This is a genomic window from Streptomyces sp. NBC_00203 (assembly GCF_045206325.1).
Lineage (GTDB): Bacteria > Actinomycetota > Actinomycetes > Streptomycetales > Streptomycetaceae > Streptomyces > Streptomyces lutosisoli.
Window position 1 is genome coordinate 6,497,604 of sequence record NZ_CP108126.1, and the last position, 14,040, is coordinate 6,511,643.

Consider the following 14,040-nt stretch of genomic DNA (forward strand, 5'->3'; position numbering starts at 1 on the left):
ATTTCTTCTGCCGGGGTGGCTGTGTCTCGGCCGCCCTGGGCCGGTTCTTTGGCTGCGGGTGGGTGGGGTTCCCCAAAAAGAACCCGGGGTGCGGCCCTGCTTTCAGGGGCGCGGGGAACTGCGCGACCAGCCCCCACCGGCCCGCAGACGCATTCAGGGGCGCGGGGAGGTTTCCCTCTGTCGGGGCCGGGTTTCCTTCCGCCGCGGGGCAGCTTTTTTCTTCTCCGCTCCTCTCCGCCGCAACGGCATCCCGGAGCCTCCCCGGCAAGCGGCTGAACAGGGATGACACCAGCCACGTACGAACATACGAAGCCCAATCACACCCTCAACCGTGGAATGGGAGAGCCGTGCTTCCCGTTAGCATGGACATCCGCACCGATCAAGGCCATATGGGGAAGGTGTCATGACTGCCAACGTCGACGGAGTGCCCGCCAAATTCGCGACACTCGGGCTGACCTACGACGACGTGCTGCTGCTGCCGGGCGCCTCCGAAGTGCTGCCCAACGCGGTCGACACCTCGTCCCGTATCTCCCGCAACGTACGTGTGAACATCCCGCTGCTCTCCGCGGCGATGGACAAGGTGACCGAGTCGCGCATGGCGATCGCCATGGCCCGGCAGGGAGGCGTCGGTGTACTGCACCGCAACCTCTCCATCGAGGATCAGGTCAACCAGGTCGACCTGGTGAAGCGCTCCGAGTCCGGCATGGTCACCGACCCGATCACGGTGCACCCGGACGCGACGCTGACCGAGGCCGACGCGCTGTGTGCCAAGTTCCGCATCAGCGGCGTCCCCGTCACCGACGCCGGCGGCAAGCTGCTCGGCATCGTCACCAACCGTGACATGGCCTTCGAGACCGACCGTTCGCGCCAGGTGCGTGAGGTCATGACGCCGATGCCGCTGGTCACCGGCAAGGTCGGCATCTCCGGCTCGGACGCCATGCAGCTGCTGCGCCGCCACAAGATCGAGAAGCTTCCGCTGGTCGACGACGCGGGTGTCCTCAAGGGCCTCATCACGGTCAAGGACTTCGTGAAGGCCGAGAAGTACCCGAACGCCGCGAAGGACGCCGAGGGCCGCCTGCTGGTGGGTGCCGCCGTCGGCGCCAGCCCCGAGGCCCTGGAGCGCGCTCAGGCGCTGGCCGAGGCCGGGGTGGACTTCCTGATCGTCGACACCTCGCACGGGCACAACAGCAACGCCCTCAACTGGATGGCGAAGATCAAGTCGAGCGTGGGCGTCGACGTGATCGGCGGCAACGTCGCCACGCGTGACGGCGCCCAGGCGCTGATCGACGCCGGTGTCGACGGCGTCAAGGTCGGCGTGGGGCCCGGCTCGATCTGTACCACCCGTGTGGTCGCCGGCATCGGCGTCCCGCAGGTCACCGCCATCTACGAAGCGGCCCTCGCGGCCCGCGCCGCGGGTGTCCCGGTGATCGGCGACGGTGGTCTGCAGTACTCCGGCGACATCGGCAAGGCGCTGGCCGCCGGTGCCGACACGGTGATGCTCGGCAGCCTCCTGGCGGGCTGTGAGGAGTCGCCCGGCGAGCTGCTCTTCATCAACGGCAAGCAGTTCAAGTCGTACCGCGGCATGGGCTCCCTCGGCGCCATGCAGTCCCGGGGTCAGGGCAGGTCGTACTCGAAGGACCGCTACTTCCAGGCGGAGGTGGCGTCCGACGACAAGCTCGTGCCCGAGGGCATCGAGGGACAGGTGCCCTACCGCGGCCCGCTGGCCAACGTGCTGCACCAGCTCGTCGGCGGTCTGCGCCAGACCATGGGGTACGTGGGCGCGGCCACCATCGACGAGATGGAGTCCAAGGGCCGGTTCGTCCGGATCACCTCGGCGGGCCTCAAGGAGAGCCACCCGCACGACATCCAGATGACGGTCGAGGCGCCGAACTACAGCCGTAACGACTAGCCGTACATGTACTTGAGGGCGGTCCCGGAGGCTCCGGGGCCGCCCTTGTCGTAGGCGTCGGGGATACTGGGAGGCGCAGAAGCGAAGAGGGAAAGGCCACACACGTGACTGAGATCGAGATCGGGCGCGGCAAGCGCGGCCGCCGGGCGTATGCCTTCGACGACATCGCCGTCGTCCCGAGCCGCCGTACGCGAGACCCGAAGGAGGTCTCGATCGCCTGGCAGATCGACGCCTACCGCTTCGAGCTGCCGTTCCTGGCCGCCCCGATGGACTCGGTCGTCTCCCCGGCCACCGCGATCCGCATCGGCGAGCTGGGCGGCCTGGGCGTCCTCAACCTCGAAGGCCTGTGGACGAGGTACGAGGACCCGCAGCCGCTGCTCGACGAGATCGCCGAGCTGGACGTGGACGCCGCGACCCGCCGCCTCCAGGAGATCTACGCGGCTCCCATCAAGGAAGAGCTGATCGGGCAGCGCATCAAGGAGGTGCGCGACTCCGGCGTCGTCACCGCCGCGGCCCTGTCCCCGCAGCGCACGGCGCAGTTCTCCAAGGCCGTCGTGGACGCGGGCGTGGACATCTTCGTCATCCGCGGTACGACGGTGTCGGCCGAGCATGTCTCGGGCGCTTCCGAGCCGCTGAACCTGAAGCAGTTCATCTACGAGCTGGACGTCCCGGTGATCGTCGGCGGCTGCGCCACGTACACCGCGGCCCTGCACCTGATGCGCACCGGCGCGGCCGGTGTCCTCGTCGGCTTCGGCGGCGGCGCCGCGCACACCACGCGCAACGTGCTGGGGATTCAGGTCCCGATGGCCACCGCCGTCGCGGACGTGGCCGCGGCCCGCCGCGACTACATGGACGAGTCCGGCGGCCGGTACGTGCACGTGATCGCCGACGGCGGCGTCGGCTGGTCCGGCGACCTCCCCAAGGCCATCGCCTGCGGTGCCGACTCCGTGATGATGGGCTCCCCGCTGGCCCGTGCCACGGATGCGCCCGGCAAGGGCCACCACTGGGGCATGGAGGCGGTCAACGAAGAGCTGCCGCGCGGCAAGAAGGTCGACCTCGGCACCGTCGGCACGATCGAGGAGGTCCTCACGGGCCCCTCGCACACCCCCGACGGTTCCATGAACTTCTTCGGCGCCCTCCGCCGCGCCATGGCCACCACCGGCTACAGCGAGCTCAAGGAGTTCCAGCGCGTCGAGGTGACGGTCGCGGACTCCCAGCACAAGCGCTAGTTCGTACGACAGCTCGTAGGCGCGAAAGTTCGTAGCGCACGAAGGGCCCGTCCACCACATGGTGGACGGGCCCTTTCTCATGCCGTTTCCGGCTACTGACCGGCCTTGCGGGCGCTCGAGAACGCCACGTACGCGGCGATCGCGAAGAAGACGAAGGTCAGCGGGTCGGCCTCGGCCTTCCAGGCTTCCTGGACCACGTCGAAGTGGTCGAAGAACAGCTCGTTGAAGCCGATGCCGACCTCCTTGGAGCCGATCATGGCCTCGCCGACCAGCTGGCCGAGGTAGACCGAGCCGACGGACAGCACCACGCTGACGATCGGCAGGATCGGGTTGCGGCCGCCGAAGCGGCCCGCGGCGAGGCCGATCAGGAAGCCGACGCCGACGGCGGCCCAGCCGATCTCGTGCTTGGTGAGGCCGATGATGGCGCCGTAGACGCCCGCCGCGACCAGGGCGGCACCGACGGCGGCGGCGAGGCCGAGCCCGAGGTTGTTGCGCACCGGAGCGGCCGGGGCGACGGGGGCCATCGGGAAGCCGGGCTGGGGCGCGCCCAGCGGGGCGCCCTGCTGCGGGATGCCGGCCTTGTCGGCACCCTGCTCCGGGGCGGGCGGCTGGCCGGGCTGGCCGGCGTACGGGTTCTGGCCCGCGTACGGGTTGTCGACCGGTGGACCGGACGGCGGCGGAGTCGACTGACTCATGTGGTTCCCCCCAGGGAATGTGTGCGCACTTGAGATGTGCGCCAGGGACGTGAGCGCACATCTGAGGGCGCCCGGGACGCGGGCGCACTTGTGTGCGAGAGCTGCCGCACATTAGCAGGCCGGAGTGACAGCCCGTGAGGAGATTTCGGGGAGGTCAGAGCCGGTGCGCCGCCCCGGTCGGGGTCGCCCCCCGGGTGTCCAGCAGCAGCTGGGCCTTCACGGACAGTCCTTGAAGGTCGTACGTGCGGTGCTGCTGGAGCAGGATCGTGAGGTCGGCGTCGGCCGCGGCCTCGTAGAGGGAGTCCGCGCGCGGGACGGGGCGCCCGAGGACACTCCAGGCCGGGACGTGCGGGTCGTGGTAGCTGACGGACGCGCCGAGTTCCATCAGGCGCAGCGCGATCTCGTGGGCGGGGGTGCCCTGCTGGTCGGCGAGATCGGGCTTGTAGGTGACGCCGAGGAGGAGCACGCGCGCGGCGCGGGCCGATTTCCCGTGCTCGTTGAGGAGCGTGGCGGCGCGCTGGATGACGTACTGCGGCATGTGGCTGTTGACCTGCTGGGCCAGTTCGACCATCCGGAGTGAGCGGGTCGTGTGGCCGGTCAGGTCCTGGGGGATGCCGTGACCGCCCACACCGGGGCCCGGCCGGAACGCCTGGAAGCCGAACGGCTTGGTCTCGGCGCAGCGGATGACGTCCCACAGGTCGACGCCCAGGTCGTGGCAGAGCACGGCCATCTCGTTGACGAGGGCGATGTTGACGTGCCGGTAGTTGGTCTCCAGGAGCTGCACCGTTTCCGCTTCGCGTGGTCCACGCGCGCGTACCACCTTGTCGGTGAGGCGCCCGTAGAAGGCGGCGGCCGACTCGGTGCACGCGGGGGTCAGACCGCCGATGACCTTCGGTGTGTTGGCGGGACCGAAGTCGCGGTTGCCGGGATCTACCCGACTGGGTGAGTACGCCAGGTGGAAATCACGCCCCGCGCGCAGCCTGGAGCCCTCTTCGAGGAGCGGGCGGAGGAATTCCTCCGTGGTGCCGGGGTGCACGGGTGATTCCAGGATCACCGTGGTGTGCGGGCGCAGCTGCGCGGCCAGGGTGCGGGCGGCGGCCTCCACCTGGCTGAGGTCGAGGCCGCCGTCGGCGCCCCGTGGGGTCGGTGCGCAGATGACCGCGGTGCGTACGCGGCCGAGCTCGGCCGGGTTGCCGGCGGGCCGGAAGCCCCCCGAGAGCATCCGGCGCAGTTCGGCGGGCGTGAGGGAGCCGCCTTCCGGCCCTGTTTTGTAGCCGAGCGTGGGGATGCCGGCGGCGACGGCGGCCTGGGCCAGCGGCAGGCCGAGATGACCGAGTCCGATGACGGCGAGATCTGCGGGCATGGCGTGGGCCGTCCTTCCCAGTAACCGAAGCGGGACAGGTGCGCAAGCCCTGTGGACAGGATGGGCGAGCGCAATGTCAGACTAGGAGTAAATATGACCGATTTGCTGGATTGTTCGGCCGTGATTCCTAGCGAGTCGCCGAGAGTTGTCCACAGGCTGCGGGCGGGCGGTGGCCGATGTCGGGCTAGGAGGTCAGACTTTGGGCATGGGGGATGTGAGCCGGGCGTCGCCCGACAGGTGCGGCCAACGCGACATATAGCGGGAGGCAGCGGTGAGGACAGCGACACTGGGGCCGGCGGAGCGCGCCGAGTCACTGGCGGGATTGGCCGAGCACGAACTGGATGTGCTGGTCGTCGGCGCGGGCGTGGTCGGCGCGGGTACCGCACTCGACGCCGTGACACGCGGCCTGTCCACGGGCCTGGTCGAGGCGCGTGACTGGGCGTCGGGCACGTCGAGCAGGTCCAGCAAGCTGATCCACGGAGGACTGCGCTATCTGGAGATGCTCGACTTCGCACTGGTGCGCGAGGCCCTGAAGGAGCGCGGTCTGCTCCTCGAACGGCTAGCACCGCACCTGGTGAAGCCCGTCCCGTTCCTCTACCCGCTCCAGCACAAGGGCTGGGAGCGGCTGTACGCGGGCTCGGGCGTCGCCCTCTACGACGCCATGTCGATTTCGAGCGGCCACGGCCGAGGACTGCCCACACACCGTCACCTGACCCGCGGCCACGCCCTGCGCGTCGCCCCCGCGTTGAAGAAGGACGCGCTGGTCGGCGCCTTGCAGTACTACGACGCACAGATGGACGACGCCCGTTATGTGGCGACCCTGGTGCGTACGGCGGCCGCGTACGGCGCGAAGGTCGCCAACCGCGCGCGCGTGACCGGATTCCTGCGCGAGGGCGAACGCGTTGTCGGCGCAAGGGTGCAGGATGTCGAAGGCGGCGGGGAGTACGAGATCCGCGCCAAGCAGGTCGTCAACGCCACCGGCGTGTGGACCGACGACACCCAAGGGATGGTGGGAGAGCGCGGGCAGTTCCACGTCCGGGCGTCCAAGGGCATCCACCTGGTCGTACCGAAGGACCGGATCAACTCCTCCACAGGTCTGATCCTGCGCACCGAGAAGTCCGTGCTGTTCGTGATCCCCTGGGGACGCCACTGGATCATCGGCACCACCGACACCGACTGGGACCTCGACAAGGCCCACCCGGCGGCGTCCAGCGCGGACATCGACTATCTGCTGGAGCATGTGAACTCGGTGCTCTCGGTGCCGCTCACCCGCGACGACGTACAGGGCGTCTACGCGGGGCTGCGGCCGCTGCTCGCCGGCGAGTCGGACGCCACCAGCAAGCTGTCGCGCGAGCACACCGTGGCCCATCCGGTGCCGGGGCTCGTGGTCGTGGCGGGCGGCAAGTACACGACCTACCGGGTGATGGCCAAGGACGCGGTGGACGAGGCGGTGCACGGCCTCGACCAGCGGGTCGCCGAGTGCGTCACCGAGGACATCCCGCTCCTGGGCGCCGAGGGCTACCGGGCGCTGTGGAACGCGCGAGCGCGGATCGCGCAGCGCACCGGGATCCATGTGGTGCGCGTGGAGCACCTGTTGAACCGATACGGGGCGCTCGCCGAGGAGCTCTTCGACCTCATCACCGAGACCCCGTCCCTGGGCGAGCCCCTGCCGGCCGCCGACGACTACCTCAAGGCCGAGATCGTCTACGCCGCCTCGCACGAGGGCGCCCGCCACCTGGACGACGTGCTGACCCGGCGCACCCGCATCTCGATCGAGACCTTCGACCGCGGCACGCGCAGCGCCCGCGACGCCGCCGAGCTGATGGCACCGGTCCTCGGCTGGGACAAGGACCAGATCGAGCGCGAGGTGGAGCACTACGAGAAGCGGGTCGAGGCCGAGCGGGAGTCCCAGCGCCAGCCGGACGACCTGACGGCGGACGCGGCGCGGCTGGGAGCGCCGGACATCGTGCCGCTGTAGATCCGTAGATCCGGAGATCCGTGGGGTGCGGTGCCACGGGCTGGATGGCGTGCGCCGGCGAGGTGCGCCACGGGCCCTGTCGAGGGGCCCTGCCGATGGGTCGTGTCGACGGGTGCGCCGACAGGACCCGCTCGGCACATCCCGCCGGGCCGCCCGGCGGGATGTCACCCGAACGAGTGTCGCGTTCCGGGATCTTCGTTCGGAACCCGCACGTTCTACGAGGTGCGGGGGCAGAACTCGGCAGCGAGCAGCGCGGGTTCGAGGTCGGGGTCTGCCATCGCATCCGTGTTCACCCGGAAGGTGAGGACACGACGACCGTCGACGGTGGCCGCGGTGCGCACGTAGCTGCCGGAGATCCGGCCGTTGTGCCCCCACACCGTGGTCCCGCACGGCAGCTTCACGGGGAACAGCCCCATGCCGTACTCGCCCTGTGCGGTACGGGTGTTGAGCATCTCGCGCAGCCAGTGCGAGGGCAGCAGGTCGCCGCCCAGCAGGGCGGAGTAGAAGCGGTTGAGGTCGGCGAGCGTGCTGACCAGCTCACCCGCCGCGCCGGCCACGCGCGGGTCGAGCTCAGTGACGTCCAAGCCGTCGGCGGTGTACGAGCGACCGTGCGGCGAGGGCAGCGAGGTGCGGGCACCCGGGAAGGAGGTGCCGGTCAGACGGAGAGGAGCGATGATCCGGCGCTCGGCCTCGGTGGCGTACGAGTGACCGGTGACCTGCTCGACGACCATGCCGAGCACTACGTAGTTGGTGTTGGAGTAGGCGAAGCGGCCGCGGTCGGCCGGGGGGTGGGTGAGTGCGATGCGTACGGCCTGAAGCGGGGTGACGGGGACCAGGCCCTTGGTGTCCGCGGTGAAGTCGTACAGGCCGCTGGTGTGGGTGAGCAGGGCGCGCAACGTCAGCCGGCGGCCGTCGTTGCCCGCGCCGCGCACCAGGCCCGGGAGGTGATCGTCCACGGAGTCGGACAGGGACAGCCGGTGCTCGGCGGCGAGTTGCAGGACCACCGTCGCGATGAACGTCTTGGTCATGCTGCCCGCGCGGAAGTGGTCGGAGCGGGCGATTCCGGATCCGGCGCGGGCGAAGCGTGAGCCGGAGTCGTCACCGGCCAGCATGGCCGCGGCCGGGGCCTTGCCGCGGGTGACGAGGAGGGCGAGGGCAGCGTCTGTCGCCGGGGATGTGAGGGCTGGTGAGGCCGTTGGGGTCGCGGAGACGGGGGAGGTGAGGGGGGACGGGGTCAGGATCAGAAGACCGCTCGGGGCCAGGCCGAGCAGCGCCAGGGACACAGGTATGGCCAGAAGTGTCCGAGGTGTCCTGGTCGCAGGCATCGGCGGTCCTTCCTTGTTCCGGCCCATCATGTGGGACGGAGCTGTGTGGACGCCGGGCGGTCGGGGCGTGAGGGGGCCCCTGGGCGTTGAGTACTTGTCGGGTGAGGGACAATGGAGGCTCTGTCAGGGCGGGTTGCATGAGGGGACGCATGTCGGAGGCGGAGCGGGCGGGAGCATCCCGTCAGGACAAGAGCGAACGTCTCCTCGCCGGGCGATACCGGTTGGGGGATGTTCTCGGCCGCGGCGGCATGGGCACGGTGTGGCGGGCCAAGGACGAAACCCTGGGCCGCACGGTCGCCGTGAAGGAGCTGCGGTTCCCGTCGAGCATCGACGAGGACGAGAAGCGGCGGCTGATCACGCGCACGCTGCGCGAGGCCAAGGCGATCGCGCGGGTCCGCAACAACGGCGCGGTGACGGTCTTCGACGTGGTCGACGAGGACAACCGGCCGTGGATCGTGATGGAGCTCGTCGAGGGCAAGTCGCTCGCCGAGGTCATCCGCGAGGACGGCCTGCTCACGCCGAAGCGCGCCGCCGAGGTCGGCCTGGCGATACTCGACGTGCTGCGTTCGGCGCACCGTGAGGGCATCCTGCACCGGGACGTGAAGCCGTCCAACGTGCTGATGTCCGACGACGGCCGGGTGGTGCTGACCGACTTCGGTATCGCCCAGGTCGAGGGCGACCCGTCCATCACCTCGACGGGCATGCTCGTCGGCGCGCCCTCGTACATCTCGCCGGAGCGGGCGCGCGGGCACAAGCCCGGTCCCGCGGCCGACCTGTGGTCGCTGGGCGGGCTGCTGTACGCGTCGGTGGAGGGCGTGCCTCCGTACGACAAGGGTTCCGCGATCGCGACGCTCACCGCGGTGATGACCGAGCCGGTGGAGCAGCCGAAGAACGCGGGGCCGCTGGAGAACGTGATTTACGGGCTGCTCGCCAAGGACCCCGAGCAGCGGCTCGACGACGCGGGCGCCCGGGCGATGCTCAACAAGGTGCTGAACGCGCCCGAGCCCCGGGAGACGGTGCCGGAGCCGGCGGACGCGACCAAGGTCGTGGCGTTGCCGCCGGTGCCCGACGAGGGCCGGGGCAAGGGGAGTTCGGGCGGTTCCGGGGTCAAGCGGGGCGAAGAGGCGGCGGATCGTTTTCGCGGGGCGCTGCGTTCCGTGCGGAAGGCCGCCTCGGCGGCCGGGGCTGCCACGGCGGCGGCCACCGCGGCGGCGACGGCGCGCGCGAAGGCTGTCGGCACGGAGGGTTCCGGGTCGGCGGCGGGCGACGGGGCGGCTTCCGCGGGTGCGGGTGCCGGTGTGTCCGGTGTGTCCACGGCTGCGTCGCCTTCGGCGCCGGTGCCGCCCGCGCCGCCCGCACCGCCTGTGTCGCCCGGGTTGCGGAAGGCTTCCGGCGCTGGCGCTGGCGCTGGTGCTGGTGCGGCTGCCGCGGGGACGGGTTCCGGTGCCGGTGCGGCTTCCTCCGGGAAGGCGGGGGTTCGTGACAGTACGTCGGTGAACTCCAGTTCGGCGGGCACAGCTGGTGCTGCTGCTGGTGCCGCGGGTTCCGTGGGTGCTGGTGGGTCGGCCGGGCGGGCCTCGGGATCCGGGTGGCCGGTGGCTCCGGAGCGGCCGCCGCGGCCGGTGCCCCGGGCGCCGTTGACGGATGTGGTGCCGAAGCGGACGTTGGTGATCATCGCGCTGGTCGTGGTGCTGGCCGTGCTCGGGACCGTGCTGGCGCTCACGCTCGGTGGCGGGGACGACAACGGGTCGAAGGGCGGCAAGAGCGGCGACACCAAGGCGTCCGCCTCCAGCGGGGCGACCGCGGGAAGCGGCGGCAAGGACAGCAGCGGCAGCGGCGGCGACCACACGGACAGCGGTGCCAAGACGGGCTCCACCGCGGGTTCCGGCCTGGAGGAGACCGCGAACGCCACGTCGGGCGCGAGCGCCAGTGCGAGCGCGTCGAGCGGGACGGACAGCGGCGGCAAGGAGTCGGGCTCGTCGGGCTCCACCGCGGTGACGACGTACAAGGGCGGGCAGGGGTTCTCGATCGGGCTGCCGAAGGGGTGGAAGTACGAGTCCACGGGCAGCGCGGGAGCCCGGTTCACCGGCCCCGACGGGCAGAAGCTTCTGGTCGGCTGGACGACGACGCCCAAGGACGACCCCGTCGCGGACTGGAAGAACCAGGAGCGGTACATGACGCGCTCGCAGTACAAGCGGGTGCGCATAGAGAAGGTGGAATACCGCGGCTGGAACACGGCCGACTGGGAGTTCACCTACACGGAGAGCGGCACGAAGTACCGGTCGATCGACCGCGGGTTCGTCGTCAACTCCCATCAGGGATACGCGCTGATGTACACGGCTAAAGCGGCCAAGTGGGACAGTGAGCTGCGCAAGGACACATGGAAGACATTCACCACGACGTTCCAGCCGAAGTCGTGACGTACCGCTCGCCGGTGTGACGTTCCGCCACGCATGGTGGCCGTGAGATCTCGCAATCCCCACTTTGCGGGTTGCCTCCGGCACGTATCGTGAGTGGTTGCGGACCGTACGAAGCCGTAACGGGACGCAAGGCGAACGGAATTGACCAACCGGTCGGCCGGGGGAGGCATCGTGGACGACTATGCGGGACGGGTACTCGCCGACCGCTACCGCCTGCCGCTCCCGCCGTCCGACGAGTACGAACTCGCCGAGTCCCGGGCCTTCGACACCTACAGCGGGCAGGAAGTCCTGGTACGGCAGGTGCCGTTGCCGGAGGTCGTCGAGGCCGAGGTACTCGACGCGGACGGGCTGCCCGAGGGGTTCGTGCCACGGGACGGCGGGGTGCGACGGGCGTCCGCGCGGACCACGCGACGGCCCACCGAACCGGCCGTTCGGCGGGCGATCGAGGCCGCTCAGGCCGCCGCGCAGATCCCCGACCATCCCCGGCTCGACCAGGTCTTCGACGTGTTCGCCGAGGGCGGGTCGCTGTGGATAGTGAGCGAGTTGGTGCCCGCGAGGCCGCTGGCCGCGCTGCTCGCCGAGAAGCCGCTGAGCCCCTATCGGGCCGCCGAGGTCGCCTCCGACGTCCTCACCGCGCTGCGAGTGCTGCACGCACACGGCTGGGTGCACCGGAACATCACCGCGCGCACCGTGCTCGTCTGCGACGACGGCCGCGTCATGCTGACCGGGCTGGCGGCGGGGGCCGCGGAAGAGGCGCTGTGCGGGTACGACCCGGTACCGGTGCGGGAGGACGTGGAGGCTGAGCCCGGGGCTGGTTCCGGGTCCGGGTCCGGTTCCGGTGGACACACCGGGCGGGCGGGGAACGGCGGTTCGCCCGGCGTGGGCGGTGCCCAGCGCGGCGCCGGCGCCGGCACCGGTGGGGCTGTGCCTGGTGCGCTCGGCGGGTCCAGCGGTTCCGGTGTACGTGGTTCCGGTGGGGTCGGGTTCGGCGGCGGAGGTTCGCCAGGCGCCGACCCCGAAGCCGCGCGGCGGGCCGCGATCGAGGCTCGGGCGGAGCAGGGGACGCCCGTACCGGGTACGCCCGCGGGCGGTGCGCCCGGTGCAGGTCGGCGTGCGCTCGAAGCGGGCGGATCGGGCGGGACAGGGAGCGCGGGGGGCGCGGGGGGTGCTGAGGCCGACGTTCGCGCGGCGCGCGCCGGGGCCATCGCCGCGTACCGCGCCGGGGCGCGTGCCGCTGCCCGCGTGCAGGAAGAACAACGGGGCAACCAGGTCGCGCTGCCCGCGCCCCGGCCCTCGGCGCAGTCCGAACAGGCCGGGACGCCCGGACAGTCCGCCGCCTCGGCACCCCCCGGCCAGATAGCCGACCCGTACGGAGTGGGGGGCGGCGCCAGCTGGCATGGCGCCCAGCCGCGTACCGGCACCGTCGGCGATGGCAACGGCCAGGGGCGCGCGGCGCTTCCCGGAGGCGCGAACGGCGCTGCGGCCGCTGGGTACGGCACTCCCGCGCTCGCGCCCGGGCAGCAGTCCTCCCCCACCGGGCGTGGCGGCGGACCTGGCGCCCAGGCTCCCGCCCGCACACCCGACAACAGCCGAGAGCCCGACTACAGCCGAGAGCCCGACTTCACCCGAGCTTCCCACCACCCCCAAACGCCTCAAACCCACCAAGCTCCCCATACCGCCCCCAATGCCCATGGCCAGGGCGGTCGTTGGGACGAGCTCGTCGCCGGTGCGCCGCCGCGCCGGGGGCCCAGCACCGCGCTCGCCGCGGAGCGGGCCCGGCAGGCGCGGATGGCTGTGGTGGGGCCGGTGACCGAGCGGTGGGCGCCGGAGCAGGCCGGGCCGGTGCACGAGAACTGGCAGCTGGCGGCGCCGATCGGGCCCCGGACCGACCTGTGGGCGCTGGGGGCGCTGCTCTTCCGGGCCGTGCAGGGGCACGCGCCCTATCCGGAGGAGAACACCGCCGAGCTGGTGCAGCTGGTGTGCGCGGAGCCGCCCGCGTTCGCCGAGGAGTGCGGGCCGCTGCGGCCCGTCGTGGAGTCACTGCTGCGCCAGGACCCCACCGAGCGGCTCGACTTCGAGGAGTTGCGCGGCTGGCTGCGTTCCCTCGTACGGTCCGCGCCGGAGCCCGAGGCGGGCGCGCATGTCGTCGCCGCGCCCCCCGTCGACCCGAGCCGGCTGCCGATCGTACGGCGCCGGGGCGAGCTCGTCCGCAGGCGCCGCGTCGGGCTGCCCGCGACCAGCCCGCACGCCCGCCACAAGCGCGCCAAGCAGGACAGGCCGGCCAGGCAGGCCAAGGCGACGAGATCGGCCAAGCCCCGCCGCCTGGGCCGGAATCTGCTCCTGCTCGTCCTGCTCCTGCTGGCCGCGGCGATCACGTACGCCATGGTCTTCATGCCGAAGGCCGAGTCGAGCAGCGGCAATGGCAGCGGTACGGACGGCGAGCGGACGGGCGCCGCCGGAGGTGTCAGCCCCGCCCCCGACACCAGCGGGGACGGCAAGGCGAGCAGTGAGCCACGGCCGGACCAGACCTCGCCCGGCGCGGACAAGAGCCCCTCGGGGTCGTCCAGTTCGACGAAGTCGCAGACCGGCGACCCCGATGTCGCCCAGGGGTTCAAGCTCCGCAAGGACGCCGAGGGCTTCAGCGTCGCGGTGGCCGACGGCTGGGACCGTACGCCGAAGAACGGCAGCGGCCAGGTCGTGTACTCCCACGGGGACTTCGAGCTCATCGTCGTACCCGGCCGCGACAGCACGTCGACGTACGGCAGCGACCCGATGACGTACCAGCGGGAGAGCGAGAAGGAGCTGCAGCCGTTCCGGGACTCGACCTGGGCCACGTCCAGTGGGATGCGGCGGATCGAGGTGGGCGGACGGACCATGGCCGAGGGGCAGTTCACCTGGCAGGACTCCGCGGGACGCTCGCTCTATGTGCGCAACCTCGCGATCGTCATCGGCGGGCGCTACCACGTGGTGCAGGTGCGCGGCCCGGAGGCCGAACGGGACGAGGTGACACGGCTGTACGAGCAGGCGTCGGCGACGTATCAGGTGACCGGCTGAACCGGCCTCAGCCCCTCACCCGGCCCATGTGGCCCTGAACGCCGAACGGTTCCCTCCCGTACCCGGA

General features: G+C 71.3%; 8 protein-coding genes. 5 read left to right on the forward strand and 3 right to left on the reverse strand.

Annotated features, from left to right (window positions below; all coding sequences use genetic code 11):
* Positions 1 to 403 precede the first annotated feature (403 nt).
* Both guaB and OG975_RS29220 read left to right on the forward strand, forming a co-directional pair.
* Positions 404 to 1,909 carry an IMP dehydrogenase gene (gene guaB / locus OG975_RS29215; protein ID WP_406332346.1) on the forward strand — a complete coding sequence of 502 codons (1,506 nt, stop codon included), beginning with the start codon at positions 404 to 406 and terminating at the stop codon, positions 1,907 to 1,909.
* A 104-nt stretch (positions 1,910 to 2,013) separates the two neighbouring features.
* Positions 2,014 to 3,138 carry a GuaB3 family IMP dehydrogenase-related protein gene (locus OG975_RS29220; protein ID WP_330306767.1) on the forward strand — a complete coding sequence of 375 codons (1,125 nt, stop codon included), beginning with the start codon at positions 2,014 to 2,016 and terminating at the stop codon, positions 3,136 to 3,138.
* A gap of 92 nt (positions 3,139 to 3,230) precedes the next feature.
* On the opposite strand, the gene OG975_RS29225 is transcribed toward OG975_RS29220, so the two are convergent.
* Together OG975_RS29225 and OG975_RS29230 are read right to left on the reverse strand one after the other, a co-directional pair.
* Entirely contained in the window at positions 3,231 to 3,833 is a 603-nt protein-coding gene (locus OG975_RS29225; RefSeq protein WP_406332348.1) for a hypothetical protein, read from the reverse strand.
* A gap of 154 nt (positions 3,834 to 3,987) precedes the next feature.
* Entirely contained in the window at positions 3,988 to 5,196 is a 1,209-nt protein-coding gene (locus OG975_RS29230) for a nucleotide sugar dehydrogenase (RefSeq protein WP_406332350.1), read from the reverse strand.
* Between the two features lie 271 nt (positions 5,197 to 5,467).
* Between OG975_RS29230 and OG975_RS29235 the strand changes: the two genes are divergently transcribed.
* Entirely contained in the window at positions 5,468 to 7,174 is a 1,707-nt protein-coding gene (locus OG975_RS29235) for a glycerol-3-phosphate dehydrogenase/oxidase (RefSeq protein ID WP_406332351.1), read from the forward strand.
* Between the two features lie 215 nt (positions 7,175 to 7,389).
* Here the strand turns inward: OG975_RS29235 and OG975_RS29240 are convergent, their stop codons facing one another.
* Entirely contained in the window at positions 7,390 to 8,499 is a 1,110-nt protein-coding gene (locus OG975_RS29240; RefSeq protein ID WP_406332352.1) for a serine hydrolase domain-containing protein, read from the reverse strand.
* Between the two features lie 149 nt (positions 8,500 to 8,648).
* Between OG975_RS29240 and OG975_RS29245 the strand changes: the two genes are divergently transcribed.
* Positions 8,649 to 10,919 (forward strand): serine/threonine-protein kinase, encoded by a 2,271-nt coding sequence (locus tag OG975_RS29245; protein WP_406336513.1) that lies wholly within the window; start codon positions 8,649 to 8,651, stop codon positions 10,917 to 10,919.
* Positions 10,920 to 11,090: 171 nt separating this feature from the next.
* Complete coding sequence (locus OG975_RS29250; RefSeq protein WP_406332353.1) at positions 11,091 to 13,973, forward strand: protein kinase; 2,883 nt, start codon at positions 11,091 to 11,093, stop codon at positions 13,971 to 13,973.
* Positions 13,974 to 14,040: the final 67 nt, after the last annotated feature.